The sequence below is a fragment of the Gilliamella sp. wkB7 genome, from assembly GCF_001693435.1.
GTDB classification, from domain to species: Bacteria; Pseudomonadota; Gammaproteobacteria; order Enterobacterales; family Orbaceae; genus Gilliamella; species Gilliamella apicola_N.
This window is the reverse complement of sequence record NZ_CM004509.1, coordinates 667,860-688,010: the sequence shown is the minus strand read 5'-3', so window position 1 is coordinate 688,010 and position 20,151 is coordinate 667,860. Positions and strand designations below refer to the sequence as shown.

Annotated in this window: 18 protein-coding genes and 1 riboswitch; of the genes, 10 read left to right on the top strand and 8 right to left on the bottom strand. The window is 33.3% G+C overall.

Annotated features, from left to right (window positions below; translation table 11 throughout):
• Positions 1–7: 7 nt before the first annotated feature.
• From xerC to uvrD, 3 genes are all read left to right on the top strand, one after another.
• Positions 8–931, top strand: a complete 924-nt coding sequence (xerC, locus tag A9G17_RS02945; RefSeq protein ID WP_065737429.1) for a tyrosine recombinase XerC — start codon at positions 8–10, stop codon at positions 929–931.
• Entirely contained in the window at positions 931–1,644 is a 714-nt protein-coding gene (gene yigB / locus A9G17_RS02940) for a 5-amino-6-(5-phospho-D-ribitylamino)uracil phosphatase YigB (RefSeq protein WP_065737428.1), read from the top strand. Before xerC ends, yigB begins: the two co-directional genes overlap by 1 nt.
• Positions 1,645–1,831: 187 nt before the next feature.
• On the top strand, positions 1,832–4,075 hold the full coding sequence (gene uvrD / locus A9G17_RS02935) for a DNA helicase II (RefSeq protein ID WP_065737427.1): 2,244 nt from the start codon (positions 1,832–1,834) through the stop codon (positions 4,073–4,075).
• Positions 4,076–4,143: 68 nt separating this feature from the next.
• Here the strand turns inward: uvrD and cyaY are convergent, their stop codons facing one another.
• The 6 genes from cyaY to A9G17_RS02905 all read right to left on the bottom strand — a co-directional run bounded on the left by cyaY (position 4,144) and on the right by A9G17_RS02905 (position 7,455).
• Positions 4,144–4,455, bottom strand: a complete 312-nt coding sequence (cyaY, locus tag A9G17_RS02930; RefSeq protein WP_065737426.1) for an iron donor protein CyaY — start codon at positions 4,453–4,455, stop codon at positions 4,144–4,146.
• A gap of 102 nt (positions 4,456–4,557) precedes the next feature.
• Positions 4,558–5,082, bottom strand: coding sequence for a surface-adhesin E family protein (locus A9G17_RS02925; RefSeq protein WP_065737425.1), 525 nt, complete (start codon positions 5,080–5,082; stop codon positions 4,558–4,560).
• On the bottom strand, positions 5,083–5,880 hold the full coding sequence (locus A9G17_RS02920) for a hypothetical protein (protein WP_065737424.1): 798 nt from the start codon (positions 5,878–5,880) through the stop codon (positions 5,083–5,085).
• Between the two features lie 82 nt (positions 5,881–5,962).
• Positions 5,963–6,598: a thiamine diphosphokinase gene (locus A9G17_RS02915; protein ID WP_065737423.1), complete on the bottom strand. Its 636-nt coding sequence runs from the start codon at positions 6,596–6,598 to the stop codon at positions 5,963–5,965.
• Between the two features lie 19 nt (positions 6,599–6,617).
• Complete coding sequence (rimI, locus tag A9G17_RS02910; RefSeq protein WP_065737422.1) at positions 6,618–7,079, bottom strand: ribosomal protein S18-alanine N-acetyltransferase; 462 nt, start codon at positions 7,077–7,079, stop codon at positions 6,618–6,620.
• Positions 7,048–7,455 (bottom strand): DNA polymerase III subunit psi, encoded by a 408-nt coding sequence (locus A9G17_RS02905; RefSeq protein WP_065737421.1) that lies wholly within the window; start codon positions 7,453–7,455, stop codon positions 7,048–7,050. The genes rimI and A9G17_RS02905 overlap by 32 nt, the downstream gene beginning before the upstream one ends.
• A gap of 89 nt (positions 7,456–7,544) precedes the next feature.
• On the opposite strand from A9G17_RS02905, the gene rsmC reads away from it, so the two are divergent.
• A complete protein-coding gene (gene rsmC, locus A9G17_RS02900; RefSeq protein WP_065737420.1) occupies positions 7,545–8,585 on the top strand; it encodes a 16S rRNA (guanine(1207)-N(2))-methyltransferase RsmC in 1,041 nt (346 codons plus the stop codon).
• 75 nt (positions 8,586–8,660) lie between these two features.
• Here rsmC and hemN read toward each other — a convergent pair whose 3' ends face one another.
• Together hemN and yihI are read right to left on the bottom strand one after the other, a co-directional pair.
• Entirely contained in the window at positions 8,661–10,031 is a 1,371-nt protein-coding gene (hemN, locus tag A9G17_RS02895) for an oxygen-independent coproporphyrinogen III oxidase (RefSeq protein WP_065737419.1), read from the bottom strand.
• Between the two features lie 334 nt (positions 10,032–10,365).
• Positions 10,366–10,857: a Der GTPase-activating protein YihI gene (yihI, locus tag A9G17_RS02890; RefSeq protein WP_065737418.1), complete on the bottom strand. Its 492-nt coding sequence runs from the start codon at positions 10,855–10,857 to the stop codon at positions 10,366–10,368.
• Between the two features lie 168 nt (positions 10,858–11,025).
• Between yihI and coaA the strand changes: the two genes are divergently transcribed.
• The 6 genes from coaA to A9G17_RS02860 all read left to right on the top strand — a co-directional run bounded on the left by coaA (position 11,026) and on the right by A9G17_RS02860 (position 20,089).
• On the top strand, positions 11,026–11,961 hold the full coding sequence (gene coaA / locus A9G17_RS02885) for a type I pantothenate kinase (protein ID WP_065737417.1): 936 nt from the start codon (positions 11,026–11,028) through the stop codon (positions 11,959–11,961).
• A gap of 16 nt (positions 11,962–11,977) precedes the next feature.
• The gene (locus A9G17_RS02880; protein ID WP_065737416.1) at positions 11,978–12,433 is read left to right on the top strand and encodes a DUF1090 family protein; all 456 of its coding nucleotides are present in this window, start codon (positions 11,978–11,980) and stop codon (positions 12,431–12,433) included.
• A 426-nt stretch (positions 12,434–12,859) separates the two neighbouring features.
• Positions 12,860–12,904: riboswitch (PreQ1 riboswitch) on the top strand.
• A 2-nt stretch (positions 12,905–12,906) separates the two neighbouring features.
• Positions 12,907–13,380 carry a preQ(1) synthase gene (gene queF / locus A9G17_RS02875; RefSeq protein WP_065737415.1) on the top strand — a complete coding sequence of 158 codons (474 nt, stop codon included), beginning with the start codon at positions 12,907–12,909 and terminating at the stop codon, positions 13,378–13,380.
• 28 nt (positions 13,381–13,408) lie between these two features.
• Positions 13,409–14,062 (top strand): 7-cyano-7-deazaguanine synthase QueC, encoded by a 654-nt coding sequence (gene queC, locus A9G17_RS02870; RefSeq protein WP_065737414.1) that lies wholly within the window; start codon positions 13,409–13,411, stop codon positions 14,060–14,062.
• A 47-nt stretch (positions 14,063–14,109) separates the two neighbouring features.
• Positions 14,110–14,784 (top strand): 7-cyano-7-deazaguanine/7-aminomethyl-7-deazaguanine transporter, encoded by a 675-nt coding sequence (locus A9G17_RS02865; RefSeq protein ID WP_065737413.1) that lies wholly within the window; start codon positions 14,110–14,112, stop codon positions 14,782–14,784.
• A 250-nt stretch (positions 14,785–15,034) separates the two neighbouring features.
• A complete protein-coding gene (locus tag A9G17_RS02860) occupies positions 15,035–20,089 on the top strand; it encodes an alpha-2-macroglobulin family protein (RefSeq protein ID WP_065737412.1) in 5,055 nt (1,684 codons plus the stop codon).
• Positions 20,090–20,151: the final 62 nt, after the last annotated feature.

Here is a 20,151-nt window from a genome sequence, read left to right as displayed (position 1 = left end):
GTAAGTTATGATTCAATCCTCTCAAAATAATCTTTGTTTACTAACCGAACCGGTTGATCGTTTTCTAAATTATCTAAAATCGGAAAAACAGCTTAGCCTAAATACCCAAGTCAATTATCGACGTCAGCTTTATGCGCTTATAGCCATCGCAAAAGAAGTGGGTATCACCAAATGGCAAGATGTAGATTCATCAGCAGTAAGATTATTAATTAGTCATAGCAAACGAACCGGTTTACAGGCAAGAAGTTTATCTTTAAGGTTATCGGCGCTACGCAGTTTTTGTGATTGGATGATAAAAAATGAATCTATTAGTGCCAATCCCGCTCGTGGTGTTTTAAATCCTAAATTAGGGCAACATCTTCCTAAAAATATTGATATTGATGAAATTAATCAATTGCTCGATATTAATTATAATGATCCTCTTTCTGTACGCGATAGAGCAATGCTTGAACTTATGTATGGTTCAGGTCTACGATTGTCAGAATTAGTCAATCTTAATTGCCGTGAATTGAACTTGAATGAAGGCGAAGTCCGAGTGATGGGGAAGGGGAATAAAGAGCGAAAATTACCATTAGGTTATGAGTCTATTAAATGGATTAATAATTGGTTATCAATGCGTAATTTATTGGATCCCAAGGATGATTCCTTATTTATATCCAAATTAGGTAAACGCATTTCACCTCGTAATGTCGAAAAAAGATTTGCACAATGGGGTGTTAAACGCGGATTATCAGTGCATGTTCATCCGCATAAATTACGGCACTCATTTGCCACTCATATGTTAGAATCAAGTGGTGATTTGCGAGCTGTACAAGAGTTGTTAGGTCATGCAGATTTATCGACCACACAAGTTTATACTCATTTAGATTTTTCACATCTGTCTGAAGTTTATGATTCTACCCATCCAAGAGCGAAAAGAGGAAACAAGTAATGCATATTTATCGTTCCATGAACACAATTAAGGCAATCACTTTCGATCTGGATGATACTTTGTATGATAATAGTGACATTGTTGAAAAATCCGAAGAGGAAATTGTCAAATATTTAAAGCGTTATGAGGGTTTACAGCATTTGACCGTATCAGGACTGCATTTAGAGAAAAAAGCAGTGCTTACTGCGAATCCAGAAATTTATCATGATGTTGTAGTTTGGCGAATTGAAACTATCAAATCTCTTTTAAATAAAGCAAAAATTCCATCAGAAAAATGGTCAAACATTATTGACGAAACAATGGATACATTTAATTTTTGGCGTCATAAAATGCATGTTCCACCGTCGACTCACGCCTTATTAACTAAATTAGCATCCAAAGTCCCTTTAGCGGTGATCACCAATGGTAATGTTGAGGTTAATAAAATTGGATTAAGTGATTACTTTCAATTTTCTTTACGTGGGGGCGCTGATGGACGTTCAAAACCTTTTCCTGAAATTTTTAATTTAGCGATTTCCAAATTGGGTGTACCAGCAGGTAACATATTACATGTAGGCGATAACTTGTTAACTGATGTGAATGGTGCCATCAATAATGGTTTATTAGCGTGTTGGATAAATATCTTTAATCAAGATATTTTTCATCTTGCCGATGCTCGATGTTTACCCCATATTGAGATAAGCCAATTGCCTGAATTGGATAATCTGTTATAATTTTGTAAATATCTGTATAAATAGACAGTGAGGCTAAGTAGGATCTACATTTAATTAACAACCTTTCTTTATATCCTATTTATTTACAGTCCATAAACAATATTTAGAAACACAATGAATATATTTATAATGCTTATGAAATTGAAACCAACACGTATTTGTTATAACCAAAATAGGTTTAAATATAATGGAAATTAAAAAATCATTATTAGAAGACCTCAATACCGAACAACAAAATGCAGTGACTACCGATAACCAATATACTGTTGTACTTGCAGGTGCTGGAAGTGGTAAAACACGTGTTTTAGTTCACCGAATTGCATGGCTGTGCATGGAAAAACATTACTCTTCCCAATCCATCTTTGCCGTAACTTTTACGAATAAAGCGGCTGTTGAAATGCAAGAGCGTATCCAAGCATTAGTTGGCGAAGGGTATTTTAGTGGGATGTGGATTGGTACCTTTCACGGATTAACTCATCGTTTGTTACGGATGTTTTCACAGCAAGCCAAATTACCTTCTAACTTTCAGCTTATTGACTCGGAAGATCAGATTCGTCTTATTAAACGAATTTTTCGAGAGCATAAAGTTGATGAAAAACAGTGGTCAGCGAAAGAGTGCGCAGCTTTTATCTCTAATCAAAAAGAGATGGGATTACGAGCTAATGACATCACACCAGAAGATCCTAAGCAAGTAATGTGGCAAACCATCTATCGAGATTATCAAGCAATTTGTGACAGAGTTGGGTATGTTGATTTTTCGGAATTAATTTTACGAGCTTATGAACTGCTTAACCAAAATCATGACGTACTAAATTATTGTCATCAGCGTTTTTCTAATATTTTAATTGATGAGTTCCAAGATACGAACTTAATTCAATATCGATTAGTAAAAAAATTGGCTGGCGATACAGCTAACGTCATGATTGTTGGTGATGATGATCAATCCATCTATAGCTGGCGTGGTGCTAATGCCGATAACTTACAATTGTTTATTAATGATTATCCAGATACTGAAATCATCCGTCTAGAACAAAACTATCGTTCAACCAGTAATATTTTAGATGCGGCTAACATTTTAATCGCCAAAAATCAAAATCGCTTAGGTAAAAACCTATGGACAGATAGTGGCGAAGGTGAAAAGATTTCACTCTATGTCGGTTTTAATGATATTGATGAAGCAAGATTTGTAATTGGTCAAATCAAAAAACGTCATGAAGAAGGTGATAAATATTCAAGCTGTGCCATTTTATACCGTAATAATGTTCAATCGCGTATTTTTGAAGATACTTTATTACAAGCAGGATTACCGTACCAAATTTATGGTTCAATACGCTTTTATGAACGGCAAGAGGTTAAACTAGCACTGGCATATTTGCGTTTACTGCATGATCACAGCAATGATATGGCTTTTGAAGCGACCGTCAATACTCCAACCCGCGGTATTGGTAATGTTACACTTGATAAAGTGAGGCTTACTGCTAAACAACATAATCTTTCATTATGGGATGCTTGTTTAATGTTAATCCAAACAAATGCGTTAACTGAAAGACAGCGTTCAGGTTTGAGTCGTTTTCTTGAATTGATGGCATCAATTCATGAAGAAGTGAGACAGTTGCCATTTTATCAGCAGCTTGATGTAATGATTAAATTATCTGGTGTACAGCAAATGTATGAGCAAGAGCCAGGAATTAAAGGACAATCACGATTAGAAAATCTTGAAGAACTGGTGTCGGCTGCGGAACAATTTTTCCATAACAATGAAAACACGGTTATTCAGGATAATGTAACGGGTAAAACACTCACAGTACTTGAGTCCTTTTTAGCTTTTACCTCACTAGAAAGCCGCGATGTTGTCAAAGCTCAAGATTCAGTGCAGTTAATGACGTTGCATTCAGCTAAAGGATTAGAGTTTGATAATGTTTTCATTGTCGGATTAGAAGAAGGCCTCTTTCCTGCGCAACGTTCAGTGAAAGATAATGACCGTATGGAAGAAGAGCGACGCTTAGCCTATGTTGGTATCACTCGTGCTCGAAAACATTTGACATTAACTTTATGTGAATTAAGACGACTTTACGGCCGCGAAGAACGTAATTTACCTTCTCGTTTTTTAGCGGAATTACCGGTTGATCGATTAAACGAAGTTAGTTACCGAGGTATGATCACCTCATCTGAGTTTAAATCGAATGATCTAAACAAAAAAGACCTCAGTAAAAATGAGCAATTTATTCTTGATCGTAAAAAATCCTATCTTGAAAAACAACGGGAAAGTGATGGTTATATTTTAGGTCGAAAAGTTAAACACCATCGCTTTGGAGAAGGCACCATTATTAATCTTGATGGCGAAGGTGATCATAAACGCGTTCAAATTGCCTTTGTTGATGAAGGGGTTAAATGGTTGGTGATTAAATTAGCTAATCTTACTTTACTTTAATATTGAAAACTTGAGTAATAATAAAGGCAAAAATTTAATTTGCCTTACCTATTTTTAGAACTTTGTCGTTATACTGTCGCTTGATCCGTGACTGATTGTGAGAAGATTTTATCAAATGATTGCTTAGTGCGAGTGCATACCCAATCATTTTCTGAATAATCAAAGTGATATCCTTGTTTTTCTGTCGCTAGCCAAACTTGGAAAAGAGGTTCTTGAGTATTGACGATAATTTTACTGTAATTGGGAAAAGTTATGGTAATCACATTACCATTTATTTCATAATCAATGTCAATGTCTTGTTCTTCGGCAAAGTGATCTAAAAATAATTCGATCTTATTAAATAGTTGATCGGTAATTGCATGAAATTCAGTGATGTTCATAGGAAATTAATCAATATTGATGTAGTAAAATGATATTAGCATAATCGATAACTATCTGCCACAAGAAGTGGCAGTCAGATATCAACAAAAAATCAGTAATATTTAATGAGCAATAGATAATGAACAAGCAACAATTAACAATCGACGTTGTTCATTATTGTCAATTGCATTTGCCCATTGGTTAGGTGTGTCATTAGTACTCACCAAACGACCATCACCAAAGTAATTTTCAAATAATTGGATTATTCCTTTAGCGATTTCTTTCTTGTCACAGTTTGCGAAATGTTGAATCACAATTGATCGGTATGTGATTTTTTCACCTTCACTATTTTCTTGCGTGAGTGGAGGGATAAAATTCACCACCTCATTAAATACTCGAATTTTTTTATTATAGGGATGCAGAACAATAGAACTCCTATCAATAAAAGAATAGCCTATCGATTTATCTTCATTAAATTTAGTCATTGGGATAAATTGTTCCCCAATGCGCGAATCTTTTAAATTTTCATTTGTTTCCTGAGAGTTACTTGTATTACTTTTATTATTACTGGTTGAAGCTGAAGTGTTAAAATCATTACCTAAAGCTGAAAAAGAAAAGAGAATAAATAACAAATATAATTTTTTCATTTAGAGTTTATCCCCATTTTTTGAATTAGTTATGATTAACTTTTGATTAATATCTTTTTCTTGCTGGGATTTCAGTTTTTCTTGATTCTCTTTTTGTTTTAATCGGTTATAATCTTCAATTCTTTTTTTACGCTTTGCTTCATACTCCTTATCGATAGGTTTCATATCTGGGCGTACTGAATAGAGAATTTTTTTATTAATATCTCCTTGTATTGAGCAAATTATACGACTCTGATTATCTGCAATCGGTTCTAAATATAAGGACTTTTCAACAGTACCCGGTTTTGGTATCACCATGTCAATTGAATAAGGGTTATCTAACCAAGTTTGATTTTTACTTTTGCGGTCATAAATTCTAGGATTAGCAAAATAAATTTTTTCGTTAAAATTTAACCAGTTAATGTTAGTAAGCGACTGTTTAACGTCTTGAGATTTATTGTCTAAAATAAATCCCCAATAATAAAATTGGCCAGATAATGGTGTTGGGATAAAGATATTTTGATAGCCAACAATCTTTAATCCTTTGTATTCAATTGGTTTTTTAAATATCACCTTATTTTTGTTATTATATTCAACCGAATCGACAACAATATAAGCAAAGTTATCAACAGTGGCTAAATCCGCATACTGACCGAAAGTGTTTTTACTTATTGCTAATTGCTTGAAAAATTGATTATCACACTGAAAAAAAGAATCAACTACTTTATTTGTTTCATTTACGATAGTTTGGTCTTGTGCATAAACCACAAAAGAAATTAGTGAAGAGCAAATAAGCACAAACAGTTTTTTAATGAACATGGAGGAGGCCCTTTTTAAGTAATTCTTCTGCTAATGTGTGTATAGTTGTGTACGGTATTGTAAAGTAATGTAAATGTTATTGTCAATCTTGTGTACATTTATTTTCTATAAAAACAAGTAAATCACCGTTTTTAAAGGATATTTCTACAAAATCCATGATGGCTTTATTTCTTAAGCTTGTTAATCCTCTTAACGTTAATGTTGCATTACTTAATGGATATTTAACGCCTGTAATTGTGACATTTGTGACTTTAGACAAAGGGATAAAAGAAATGATATGGTTTTTTACATCATAAATAGTTTGCTGTTTTTTGGAAAAAAAGAACTGACAATAGTTATCATAAAAAGTAAAATCCAATCGATGATAATAATACATTGCAACTGATAAATTTCCTAAGAAATGGTCACTGGCATGACCAGAAGCACCATAAATATCAAATTTTTTCACCCCTTTATTTGCTAAAAATAAGATTGCTTTCTCAAAATCCGTTTTATTCTGATCAGGGGTATGAATAATTTCAGTTCCTCTTGGTAGAGAACGGCTTTTATCTAAACTATCTAAATCACCAATAATATAATTAGGGATTATTGATGAAGTATAAAGATAGTTATGATAAGCCCCATCTGTTGCGGCAATAAAAGCATATTTATCTATATTGTTGGGATAGCACTTGGGCGGTTCCCCATTTACAAAAAGTAGGGCTCTATTGCTTTGCATTGTCATATACTTTGCTGTTTTATAAAGTTAAGGTATAGGCCATTATAATGGCATCTTCCTGTTTTCCATCAACAGTTGGGTAATAATTTTTTCTGATTGTTATTTGGTTAAAACCAAGTGAATGATATAAGCGAATCGCTGCATTGTTGGATTTTCTCACTTCTAACCATAAAGAGGCAATAGGTTTATTAGAATTGAGTGACATCAATTCTTCAATTAATTTATTTAAAAGCTCTTTAGCTAAGCCTTTCTGTCTAAATTCAGGATGAATAGCAATGTTAAATAGATTGGCTTCATCGGCAACTAGTTGGCAGATGCAAAAACCAATTATTTTATTATCTATGGTCAGTTTTAAATTTAAATAACGATCGCCTTGATTTGAAAAAAACGTCGTTTTAGACCATGGAAGCGTATGGCAAAGCTGCTCTAAAGCAAAAGCCTCGGTTAAATCATTGTGGTTGAGGATGGAAATAGTTTTCATATTGGCATAATTGTCGCCAAAGTTGGCGTTTTTGTTGTGGTGCATTAGCTAAAACATCTAAACTTGCTGTTTGTATGGTTAATTGATTTTGCCAGTTTTCATCAGGCGTAATATCGATAAACCAAACTACTGTTTTTATATCGCTAGCTGGAATAATCAATTGTGATGGTGTAAGTATTAATACTTGATCTTCTTTAAGTCGAATAGCATTAAGAATATCTTTGTATATTTTTTGCATTGGTTTTTGGTCGGCAACAACAATTAAACGAATTTCATCACTAATATGGGTTGCCATTTCACCTTTAAATACTGCTGAATTACGCAAAATATATTGAGTAATATTGCATTGTTGCAAATACCAATCTTGTTCAGTCATTATGGAATTACTATTTTTTATTAGTGAATAATAAGGGTTAATTGTATAATCAACGACTAAAATTATAAAGGTTTTTTCATTGAGGTACTATGGCAACATCTGTTTTTACTCCAGCAAGTCAGGTAATTGAACGTCATCAAACATTTTTTAATGATAAAAATGTGATTATTGCAGGTGATATTCAAGATAGTTATCCTGCAATAATGGTCGCAAATCAAGTTAAAATTCACTGTACTCAGTTTCATACTTATTTGCGTCTAAAAAATAGTGTGCGTGGAGCGCAAACTAATTTTTCGTTACTCCCGGATGCTAAATTTTATGCTGGAATGAATACGCTAATTTATTACTGGCCAAAAACGAAAAGTGAAGCACAATTTCAGCTCTCTTATTTACTTAATAATATGCCCAAAGGGAGCGATATCTTTATCGTCGGCGAAAATCGTACTGGTGTAAAAAGTGTTGAAGCTTTATTAAATGATTTTGGTACCATTCAAAAAATTGATAGTGCAAGACGCTGTGGATTGTACCATTTTCAGGCTGAAAGTCGTTTAGCGTTTGATTTAAATGAATGGTGGTTGAGTTATCATCTAACCATTGAAAATCAAAATATTGAAATTAAAAGTTTGCCAGGTGTGTTTAGCCAAAAAGGGTTAGATTCTGGAACCGAATTATTACTCAATGCTTTAGTTGACCATGCTGAAATCATCAAAGGCAATGTGTTAGATGTTGGCTGTGGTTCGGGCATATTATCTACGGTTGTCGGTAAACTATATCCAGATATTGAGCTCACCCTGTCAGATGTGAGTAGTGCAGCAATTGAGTCAAGTAAAGCTACGCTAAATTGTAACCATGTCAAAGGAAGTGTTGTTGCAAGTGATGTATTTTCTAATTTGAATGATAAATATCATCTTATCATCTCTAACCCTCCTTTTCATGATGGTAAAGAGACAAATTACACAGCCGTCAATACGCTAATTAAAGAAGCCAAAAAGCATCTAAAATTAAATGGTTATTTGTGCATTGTGGCAAATTCATTTTTGCCTTATCAATCAATTTTAGACGAAACATTCAAAAGTGTGGAAGTCATTGCACAAACAACTAAATTTAAAGTTTATTTAGCGAGTCATTAAATAGCTAAAAGCATTTCTTTCAATTTATTTAAATAAGTTACGGTGTTAGCCGTAACTTTTTGGGCTTAACTAAAATTAAATTACTCGCGAAAACTGCTGTTGTCTTGCCATTTTACGCATATAAGTATCAAAACACATGCAGATATTACGGATCAGTAAATGACCTTTAAGTGGAACTTCAATTTTATCGCAATGAATGATGACCAATCCATCTTTCTGCAATGGCTGTAAAAGTGCTAAATCTTCGGCAAAATAATCTTCGAAATTAATATTGTATTGCTGTTCAATCATTTTTTTATCAAGATAAAAATGACAAATTAATTGTTTTATCACATCACGACGGATAAGGTCATCACGATCTAATGTGAAGCCTTTCCATAAACCATTACCAATCTCTTCGACTTGTTGCTGGTAGATTTTAAGATCTTTTTGATTTTGCGCATAACTATCGCCTAACATACTAATTGAAGAGACACCTAATCCGAGCAAATCTGCATCGCCTTGTGTGGTATAACCTTGAAAGTTTCGATGTAATTTATTGTTCTGTTGAGCAAGAGCAAGTTCATCGGTTGGTTTAGCAAAATGATCCATACCAATATATTGATAGCCTGCTTGGGTTAGCTTTTCAATACTGGTTTGTAAAATCAATAATTTTTGCGCCGCATTGGGCAAATCGTTATCTTTGATTTTGCGTTGAGCTGCAAAGCGACTTGGTAAATGTGCATAATTGAACACACTTAAACGATCCGGCGAGATATCAATCACTTTATTGAGTGTTTCGGTAAAGCTGGCAACCGTTTGTTTGGGTAAACCATAAATTAGATCAAGGCTAATTGAATGAAAACGATTTTTGCGAGCTTGGTCGATCAATGACCGAATTAGATTTTCGTCCTGTTCGCGATTAATCAGATTTTGGATTTCATGATTAAAATCCTGAATCCCCATACTTAAGCGATTAAACCCAACACTGGCTAAATGATCGATAGTTTGTGGCGTAATTTCACGAGGATCGATTTCAATTGACAGCTCGGCATTATCAGCAAAGTTAAAATGGGATTTTAGAGAGGTAATTAATCGGCTAATTTCTTGAACCGTTAAAAAGGTGGGGGTTCCTCCTCCCCAATGCATTTGTGTAACAACTCTGTTTTCAAAAAGTTTGGCGCGTTTTGCTATTTCAATGTCTAAAATATCAAGGTATTTAGTGACTTTGTGTGTTTGACGAGTAATAAGTTTGTTACAACCACAAAAATAACAAAGTTTATGACAAAACGGAATATGTACATATAAGGATAATGGTTGAGTGGGGTAACGAGAAGTCGCGTTCAAAAAATCCTGTTCATTATAACTTTCATTAAATTCAAGTGCAGTGGGATACGAAGTATATCTTGGACCAGAATAGTTATATTTTTCAATTAAGGTCTGATCCCATAATTGTGTTTCAGTCATGCTTCTTTTTCCGTTTAAGTCTGTGTTTAGCGTTATTATATCCATGACTTATTAAAGTTGGTTTTCGCTTAGTTATACGTTTTGCTCTGGTTTTTGTTGTCAGTTTCAGTTTAATCTGGTTTGTTTTATGCAAATACAATAATGTGCAAATTAATAATCCAAAATATAAACTTAACATTATCAATATTGGCATTACTATTTGCTCGCTATTGTTATAAATTATGATTTGAATAAGACATCCATTATTATCAACGTGTGTCAGGGATTTTTTATGACTCAATCCCTGACGTTACTGAAAAATTAATATTAGGCAAGCTAAAACCATTACCTACTATTAATTACGTTTTAATAAACTCACGATATCTTCTTTTTGATCATCGAGATCTTCAAAATCATCGTCGGTATAACCCAATTCTTGCATCAGTTCATCAATTCGATTTAATTTGCTGTCCAAATAAGTTTGTTGCTCTTTAGTCAACTTGCCATTTTGTTCAACTAAATCGAGTAACATATCCAATTTAGGATCGTTTTCAAGTTGCTCTAATTCTTGTTGTGGTGAAAAAACAGTTTTTTTAGGTTTAGATTGTTTAACTACTTTAGTAGTATTGATATTTGTATCAACGACTAAAGCAATCGGCGTTTTACTGCCTATACGTGGATCTTTTACTGCTTTTTGAGTATTGTTATTTTTGTTATTATCTGTATTATTAAAGCGTGAACCACTAGGCAAACCTTTATGTTTGCGTTTACGTTTGAGTTCACGAGACTCTTCATTAATTTCTTGACGGCTTTTTTTGGGTTTTTGTTTCGATTTAGTTTTTAACATACTATCTCTGTTTTACACTTTGGTTAATCATTTATTCAACGTATTTTATCAGTAAGTCTTAAATATAGCTATGAGGAAGACACATTGTGAATTTGTGATTGTAAAATTACAGTTTTATGTATAATCTGAGCCGAATATTCTAGAGTCAATCATTATAGAGAAATAAACATGAATAATCATTTGAGTCCATACATGCAATTTAGCCGTAAAGAATGGGCAAGCTTGCGTAATGCGGAACCAATGACCTTAACACCTGGAGAACTCGTTTCTCTACAGGGAATCAATGAAGATTTATCAATGGATGAAGTGAGTGAAATTTACTTACCTTTATCAAGATTGCTTAATTTCTATATTAGTAACAGTTTTAGTCGGCAGGCAGTATTATCCAAATTTTTAGGTAAAAGCCAAAAAATCCCTTATATAATTGGTATTGCTGGCAGTGTTGCTGTCGGTAAAAGTACTACAGCACGTGTATTACAGGCATTGTTAACTCGCTGGCCTGAACATAGAAAAGTAGCTTTAGTTACCACTGACGGTTTTTTATATCCAAATAAATGCCTTGAAGATCTAGGCATTATGAATAAAAAAGGTTTTCCACAATCTTACAATCTTAAAAAGCTAATTAACTTTGTTGCGGATATTAAATCAGGACAAGCGGAAGTTAAAGCGCCGGTTTATTCACATTTAGTTTATGATATTGTAGAAAATGAAGAGATCGTAATTGACAGCCCAGATATTTTAATTTTGGAAGGATTAAACGTATTACAAGGTCCGGTCAATTATACTCAAGCACATAATCGAGTCTTTGTTTCGGATTATGTCGATTTTTCAATATACGTTGATGCTGATTTATCTTTATTAAATCAGTGGTATGTGAACCGTTTTTTAAAATTTAGAGCAGGGGCTTTTAGTGATCCTAATTCATACTTCAATCACTATTCTAAATTGCCTGAACAAGAGGCAATCAGTATTGCCAATCGCTTATGGCGCGATATAAACGAATTAAATTTAGTTGAAAACATTTTACCAACCCGAGAAAGAGCCAGTTTAATTTTGACAAAAGGTGAAGATCACAAAGTAGATTATGTTCAATTAAGAAAATAAACTTAGGGGGTTCAATATGAAATCAGCAATAGGGTTATTAAGTAAATTAGGCATTATCACTTTAGTTACAGCGTTTTCAGTAAATAGTTATGCATCAAGTAAGGATACACGTGAAGAATTAACTTGCAATGCTAAAAAGCAAGCAATCGAAACAAAAATAGAACAAGCTAAAAAAGCCAATAATACTTTTGAAGTAACAGGGCTTGAAAAAGCACTTCAACAAGTTAATACCAATTGTTCCGATGAAACATTGGAGCAAAAATATAAAAGATTGGTGGATGAAAAAAGCAAAAATGTTTCTGACAAAACCAAAGAATTAGCCGAAAAAACGAAAGAGTATGAAAAAGATGGTGTTGATGCAAATCATGATAAAATTGATGCATTAAAATCTAAATTACATGATGCAGAAAAAGAACTTTCTGAAGCAAAAAATAACCTAGCGGATTATTATGAAAAAGCTAAAACTAAATAATCTGAATTTTTTAATTTTGCCCTAATTAAAAAAATAGGTTCATACGGCAAAATAATATTGAAATTTATTTAATCAACATTGACCTCATGTAGTTATTTAACTATTTGAGGTCATCTTTTATATGTTATATAACTAAAATTCTGGCAAATATATTTTCATTTCACTTAGATTATTCCTGTAAAAATTGTTTTAACCCTTAACGCTAGTAAAAAAGATGAAGTTTTGTATTATCATTTACCTGACTATTTTTTAATAAACGATTAGAAATCGAAGGGTATTATGACGTTATACAGATAATTTTGTAGAGAAATATTCGCTAGTTTTTACAGTTAACTAATTCATTCGTTCACACGTCATATGTTTAATCACAAGGGTTAAGAACGATATTCTAGACTTTTTTTGTAAAAAAGAGTAATGTGTGCGGTTTGTCTCGTGGTTCGTGAACCTCCCACGCTAAAAAACTAAGGAAAATTATGAGTAAAGTTACATTATTAGGCGATCAGTCTGTTCGCTATCCAACAAACTATAGTCCAGAAATTCTGGAAACTTTTGATAATAAACATCCCGGTAATGATTATTTTGTTAAATTTAATTGTCCGGAATTTACCAGTCTTTGTCCTATTACTGGGCAACCTGATTTTGCCACAATTTATATTTCTTATGTGCCTAACATTAAAATGGTTGAAAGCAAATCTCTTAAGCTGTACCTGTTTAGCTTTCGTAATCATGGTGATTACCATGAAGATTGCATCAATATCATTATGAAAGATCTGATCAAATTAATGGATCCTAAATACATTGAAGTGTGGGGTAAATTCACACCACGTGGAGGTATTTCAATTGATCCTTATGCCAATTATGGTAAAGCTGATACTCGATGGGAGCAAATTGCGCTCAATCGTTTAGCGAATCATGATCTTTATCCTGAAAAAGTCGATAATCGCTAATTTGTTCAATCTGACAGGAATTTTTTTCATGAAAAATCGTAAAGCACTCGTGATATTTTCTGGCGGGCAAGATTCGACTACATGTTTATTACAAGCCATTGCCGATTATGGACGTGAGAATGTTGAAACTATCAGCTTTCAATATGGTCAACGTCATAGTATTGAATTAGATAAAGCTAAATGGATTGCTGAAGATTTAGGTGTCAAGCAAACCGTAATTGATACATCGGTTATTAAACAGACGACCAATAACGCTTTGATTGACGATTCACAAGAAATTAAAGCTGCACAAGATGGCGATTATCCAAATACGTTTGTCGATGGTCGTAATATGCTGTTTTTATTGTTAGCAGGTTGTTATGCCAAACAGCAAGGTATTAACGATATTATTATTGGCGTATGTGAAACAGATTTTAGTGGTTATCCCGATTGTCGAGATATTTTTATTAAGTCTGTGAATGTTTCCATGAATTTGGCAATGGATTTTACGTTTAATATTAAAACGCCGTTGATGTATCTTACTAAAGCACAAACATGGGAAATGGCTGATAAATTGGGTTATCTTGATTATATTCGTCAAAATACTCATACCTGTTATTACGGTGTAGAAGGGGGATGCGGTAAATGCCCAAGTTGTATGCTGCGTGATAAAGGTCTACAAGAATATCTGGCTAAAACTTAAAAAATATTTATCTGGGTTCTCTCACCCCATTAAAAAAGGAAACAAATATGTATTTGAACGTTCATTCACAATTGATTGAAAAACAATTTACTCGACAGCAAAAGCATAACGCACTAGGCTGGTTAGCTTTTTTTCATATTATTGTTATTGCTTCCAGTAACTATTTGGTGCAAATTCCATTTGATATTTTTGGATTTCATACTACTTGGGGAGCCTTTACATTTCCATTTATTTTTTTAACCACTGATTTAACTATCCGTATTTTTGGTGCCAGTTTGGCAAGAAAAATTATCTTTGTGGTTATGATTCCCGCTTTACTGTTTTCATATCTGATTTCGGTTCTATTTTTCGAAACCCATTGGGTAGGTTGGTCAGCATTGACCCAATTTAATAGCTTTGTTTTTCGCATAGCATTAGCCAGTTTTGCAGCTTATTTAGTTGGGCAATTAATGGATATTACTGTTTTTAACTATTTAAGAAAAAATCAATTTTGGTGGGTAGCACCCTCAGCTTCAGCAATCTTTGGTAATGGTATTGATACTATTGTCTTTTTTGCTATTGCCTTTTACAAAAGTAGTGATGAATTTATGGCTAATCATTGGGGTGAAATTTCGTTAATGGATTATAGTTTTAAAATTTTAATTTGTGGTTTATTCTTTTTACCATTATATGGAATTATTTTGAATTTTATCTTAAAAAAATTAACTGCAAAAAAACAATAAATCAACCAGTTTTTGCTTAATAATTCTGAAATTGTCAATATTTAGAACTTATTGATAACACAATAAGTTCTAAATATCAGTAATACTACTTTCCAATAAACACAGATCAATGATTCTTTCAAAAATTTGCTTGCTTACCTAAAATTCAATTTATCTGTAAAGATATTTTGCTAAATGTTTGGTGACAGTGCATAATATTGACAAAAAATAGTCACAACATTTAGTGAAATAAAAGGAATTGGGTGGAATAATGAGATTAATAAAACACTTAGCTATGTTGGGTTTGTTTTTAACACTATGTGCACAAGCAAAAAACAACGAGCTAACGACAAATATACCCGCTAATCAAAAAAATAGCACAACTCAAAACTCGAGTGTTAATTCGCAATTGCATAATGTATTTAATCCAACACCAGAATTAATCGAAAAATATAAAGATAAAAAATTTGAAATTCTTGATTGTTCTGAGATGATTATTGATGGATCAAGTACTTTAGTCGTGACTTTTTCTGTTCCACTTCTTCCTAAATTAAATTTTTCAAATTTACTGAAATTAGTTGACAAGGAAACGGGTGTTGTCGATGGTGACTGGGAGTTGTCTGATAATGGTTTGGAATTAAGACATCGTTATCTTGCACCAAATCGTAAATTAGATTTAACCATTGATAAAATGTTAACGGCGATTAATAACAAGAGTTTACAATCAGTTTATGAAAAAGAATTAACCACTAGGGATCGTCAGCCATTAGTAAATTTTGCAAGTACTGGATTATTATTACCGAGTAAGTCCATGAGTGGATTACCTGTGACGACATTGAACGTTAATAAGGTCGACATAAACTTTTTTAAAATTAAGCCAGAAAAAATAAGTGATTTCTTTGATAAATTTGGCTTTATTAATATGCTATATGCTTGGCGCTCAGAAGAACTCAATAGTTATGCTGATTTAGTTTACTCGTCACGTTTTGATCTCAATCCTAAACCTAATGCCCAAGAAACTGTTTTAGTCAATCTTTCTAAAATTAGTGAACTTAAACAAGAAGGTGTTTATGTTGCGGTGATGAATGAAGCTGGAACTTACAATGAATCAAATCCAGCAACCCTATTTTCAATAAGTAATATTGGTATTTCAGTTCATAACTACAAAAACCATAGATTTTCGGTTATGGCTCATGGTTTAGATGATGGTAAGCCTCTTGCAAATATCGAAATATCTTGTCGTTATGTAAGAATAAAAGACGACGATTGTAGTGTTTTGGAAAAAACAGATAAAGATGGTTATGCTGAATTTTCTATGAATACCCATGATGATAACTGGATATTGCTTGCCAATGATGGAAAACAAACTTCATTTATATATGTAGATCGCAATGCCCTTAATTTGACTGAATTCGATTTATCCGGTACTCCTTATTCTCATGCACAATTATTTGTTTTTGGTCCACGAGATCTTTATCGTCCAGATGAAACCGTCTATTTTAATGCATTATTGCGTGATGCGGATGGGCAACCATTGCCTGATCAACCAATTATTGCCGATGCGATTTCAACTGATGGGCGTGTAGTTAAAAATTTTCAATTAAAAAGCAGTGCTAATACCAATGGTTTATATCAGGCAAATTTTGTCATTCCATCTGATGCGGCAACAGGTAAATGGTCAATTCGTTTTAATTTAGGTGATGATATCTATCGTTATTGGTATTTCAACGTGGAAGAATTTTTGCCAGAACGTATGGCGATGGAAATAACCAGTTCGTCAGACGGTCCAATATTAAACGATGAAGATGTTAACTTTGATATCAAAGGTTGGTATTTGTATGGTGCACCAGCATCAGATAATCGCCTAAACGCTAATGTTTATTTAAAGAAAGTTGACTCCATTACCGGATTAGCCGATTTCAAAATTGGTTCAGTGACAGATGGTAATCTTTATAGTGAACTTGGTTCTTTTGAAGAAACATTAGATAACGATGGTCTAACCCAGCTTCATATTAAAAGGAGTAATTGGGCAAATTTACATTCTCCAGTGAAAGTAGTTTTACAAGCGAGTTTACTCGATTCAGGCGGTAGACCGGTTACACGTTATGCAACTCAAACCATTTGGCCTGCTAATCAATTACCAGCTATCCGAGCATTGATTGGTGATTCACCTTATTATGATTGGAATACTGATAATTATTATGAGCGTCCTACCGTTGATATAGGGACTAATGCGGAATTTGAAATTGCTTATGTTGATCTAGACGGTAACAAACTGGCCACAAACTCGTTAAAAACAAGATTGATTCGTGAACGTCGTGAATATTATTGGACTTGGTCAAGTGAAGATGGCTGGCAACTTAATCATAATTCCAGTGAGATTGTTATTTCGGAAGATCAGCTATCAATTGAAAAGGATAGTACGACTAAAATAAGCTATTTAACCAGTGATTATGGATCTTATCGTGTTGAAGTGATCGATGAAGCGTCTAAAGTAGTGACAAGCTTTCGCTTTTGGTCAGGTTATGATTGGGAGGATAATACACGTGGTACGAAATCAGTACGTCCCGATCAAGTTAAGTTAAGTATTGATAAACCATTTTATAATGTCGGTGATGTGGCTAAAGTCAACGTTCAAGCTCCAGTAGCAGGCTCTGGTTATATCTCTCTTGAAACGAATGATGGTATCATTTGGAAAAAAGCAATTACTGTTGGTGAAAAAGGTTTAGATGTCGATATACCAATTAAAGATTGGGGAAGACATGATATTTATATTAATGCCATGATAATCCGTCCATCAACTAATGCTGCCGTACAAACAGTAAAACGAGCAATTGGTTTGCTTTATTTACCTACTGATACAACAAATCGCCATTTAAATATTTCAATAAATGCACCAAAACAAGTGAAACCAGAAAGTACTGTTCCAATTAAAATCAAAATGGATGAAAAATTTATCCAAAAAGATAAACAAGTCACAGTGTTAGTTTCAGCTGTTGATTCTGGTGTATTAAATATTACTGATTATGTTACGCCAGATCCTTATGCTGGATTTTTAGGGCGTAAACGTTATGATGTCGATATTTTTGATGTTTATGGTAAGTTAATTGAGGCTTCAGGGCGTAATGTTAACATGAGTTTTGGTGGTGATGCGATGGGCGCTGGCGGAAAAAAACCGTCTAATGAAGTTCTTATTGTTGCTCAACAATTGAAAACCATTCAGTTAAATGACCAAGGTGAGGGTGTTATTGATTTACCATTACCTAATTTTAATGGTGAATTGCGCATCATGGCGCAAGCATGGGATGACAATCGTTTTGGTAAAGCAGAAAAAACGATGAAAGTTGCCGCTCCTGTTATTGCCGAATTAACAACTCCACGCTTTTTATCTGGGGGAGATCAAGCAGTATTAGCATTAGATCTTCATAATTTGACTGATACGACTCAAAATATGCAAGTTGAAGTATCAACAACGGGGTTGATTCATCAAAATGATGTAAAATCTATTCCTGTCAGACTTGATAGCAAACAAAAAAATATTATTCAAATTCCTGTTGTCGCAGATTATGGTTATGGTAAAGGTACTATAAATATAGATGTGAAAGGGATTGTTATTGATGATAATTCAGATTTTGATATTCATCGTTCATGGGCTATCGGCGTAAGACCAGCCTATGCTGCAACTACAAGATATTTTGATGTAGTGTTAGATGAAAAGAAAAGTTGGAAATTACCTGACGAAGCGTTAATGGGACTGATTGAAAATACCATTGAAGGGCAATTGGTTATCTCTAATCATCCACCATTGAATATTGCTCAATATATCAAAAGTTTATTTGCCTATCCTTATGGCTGTTTAGAACAGACAACCAGTGGATTATTCCCATCTTTATATGCTAACAGTGAACAGCTTGCACAGTTAGGTATTAAAACTGATTCTGATGATAAACGCCGAGAAAAAATTCAAAAAGGCATTTCACGGATTTTATCAATGCAACGTAGTAATGGTAGTTTTGGTTTATGGAGTAATCATAGCGAAGAAGAACATTGGCTTACTGTTTATGCTACTGACTTTTTATTGCAAGCTAAAGAGCGAGGTTATCAGGTAAATGATAAAGCTCTTGATGTAGCAATGTCGCGTCTTGGTCAATATATTTATGATACTTCTGCATTTAATAATCTTTATTATTATAGGGATGAAAATGCACTTGAGTTTGAAAAACTCTCTATTAAAGCTTATGCGTTGATGATACTATCTAAACAAAATAAGATTACCTCAGCGATGCGTAATGAGATTAATTATTTATCAGATAAGATCAGCAAGGATAAATCATTTATCTATAGTCCGTTACCTTTGGCTCAATTAGCCTTAAGCGCGAAGTTAAATGGTTTGACATCTGTTTATGATAAATTATTACCATTAATCTTCACTACTCCGTATAACTACAGTACATGGCGGGGTAATTATGGTACTGAGGTTCGTGATCAAACATTAATTTTATCGTTATTAATTGAAAACGACATGGACACAAAAAATCAAGCCAATTATTTAGTTAATTTATCAGAATTATTAAAAAATAAACGTTATTACTCAACTCAGGAGTTAAATTCATTATTTATTGCTGGTTGGTCATTAGAGCAACATAAAAAAGATGATAAATTTAAACTGGCAATAAATGATAGTATTGTTGAGGTTAATTCAGTCTATTCTCATTCCTATAATTATGAAGCCTTAAGCCAAGGGTTATCTATCAATAATTCAGAACATGATAGACCACTTTATGCTAAATTCTCGCTTTCTGGGTATGGAAAAACGCCACCGGCACCAACATCGAAAGATAGTTTCTTCAATATTACTCGAACCTATTACGATTTACATGGCAACGAAATCAATCCATCCCAATTAGAAGTGGGTTCCATGATGGTTGTGATTTTAGATGTAACATCAAAAGAACCTGTTCATGATGCATTGATTGTTGATTACTTACCAGCTGGGTTAGAACTTGAAAATCAGAATCTTTCAAATAGCAGCGTGAATTTATCATCAATTCCTGGTGTATCTGATTTATTGAAAGATGATGATGTAAGTCAACTTAAATATCAGGAATTTAGAGATGATAGATATGTTGCTGCTGTTAATATCCAAAATTATAAGGAACGCCAAAAATATCATAAACGTGTTGCTTATTTAGTTAGAGCGGTAACAACAGGTAATTACATGATTCCTTATCCTTATGTTGAATCTATGTACAGCCCTGATCGTTTTGCAATCGGACAATCACCAGATTTGATGACGATATCTGTTCCTAATAAAGAAAGTAATTAATTAATCAAGGGATAGTAAAAATTCCAATACTATCGCTAAGATTAACTTCATTGACTATTCCG

Excerpts from the sequence above, each read along its gene's own strand:
- A9G17_RS02915 (WP_065737423.1), bottom strand. The coding sequence starts at position 6,598 with ATGCAAAGCAATAGAGCCCTACTTTTTGTAAATGGGGAACCGCCCAAG.
- yigB (WP_065737428.1), top strand. The coding sequence starts at position 931 with ATGCATATTTATCGTTCCATGAACACAATTAAGGCAATCACTTTCGAT.
- yihI (WP_065737418.1), bottom strand. The coding sequence starts at position 10,857 with ATGTTAAAAACTAAATCGAAACAAAAACCCAAAAAAAGCCGTCAAGAA.
- uvrD (WP_065737427.1), top strand. The coding sequence starts at position 1,832 with ATGGAAATTAAAAAATCATTATTAGAAGACCTCAATACCGAACAACAA.
- rsmC (WP_065737420.1), top strand. The coding sequence starts at position 7,545 with ATGGCAACATCTGTTTTTACTCCAGCAAGTCAGGTAATTGAACGTCAT.
- cyaY (WP_065737426.1), bottom strand. The coding sequence starts at position 4,455 with ATGAACATCACTGAATTTCATGCAATTACCGATCAACTATTTAATAAG.
- hemN (WP_065737419.1), bottom strand. The coding sequence starts at position 10,031 with ATGACTGAAACACAATTATGGGATCAGACCTTAATTGAAAAATATAAC.
- A9G17_RS02905 (WP_065737421.1), bottom strand. The coding sequence starts at position 7,455 with ATGACTGAACAAGATTGGTATTTGCAACAATGCAATATTACTCAATAT.
- xerC (WP_065737429.1), top strand. The coding sequence starts at position 8 with ATGATTCAATCCTCTCAAAATAATCTTTGTTTACTAACCGAACCGGTT.
- queF (WP_065737415.1), top strand. The coding sequence starts at position 12,907 with ATGAGTAAAGTTACATTATTAGGCGATCAGTCTGTTCGCTATCCAACA.
- A9G17_RS02925 (WP_065737425.1), bottom strand. The coding sequence starts at position 5,082 with ATGAAAAAATTATATTTGTTATTTATTCTCTTTTCTTTTTCAGCTTTA.
- A9G17_RS02865 (WP_065737413.1), top strand. The coding sequence starts at position 14,110 with ATGTATTTGAACGTTCATTCACAATTGATTGAAAAACAATTTACTCGA.
- rimI (WP_065737422.1), bottom strand. The coding sequence starts at position 7,079 with ATGAAAACTATTTCCATCCTCAACCACAATGATTTAACCGAGGCTTTT.
- A9G17_RS02880 (WP_065737416.1), top strand. The coding sequence starts at position 11,978 with ATGAAATCAGCAATAGGGTTATTAAGTAAATTAGGCATTATCACTTTA.
- A9G17_RS02920 (WP_065737424.1), bottom strand. The coding sequence starts at position 5,880 with ATGTTCATTAAAAAACTGTTTGTGCTTATTTGCTCTTCACTAATTTCT.
- A9G17_RS02860 (WP_065737412.1), top strand. The coding sequence starts at position 15,035 with ATGAGATTAATAAAACACTTAGCTATGTTGGGTTTGTTTTTAACACTA.
- coaA (WP_065737417.1), top strand. The coding sequence starts at position 11,026 with ATGAATAATCATTTGAGTCCATACATGCAATTTAGCCGTAAAGAATGG.
- queC (WP_065737414.1), top strand. The coding sequence starts at position 13,409 with ATGAAAAATCGTAAAGCACTCGTGATATTTTCTGGCGGGCAAGATTCG.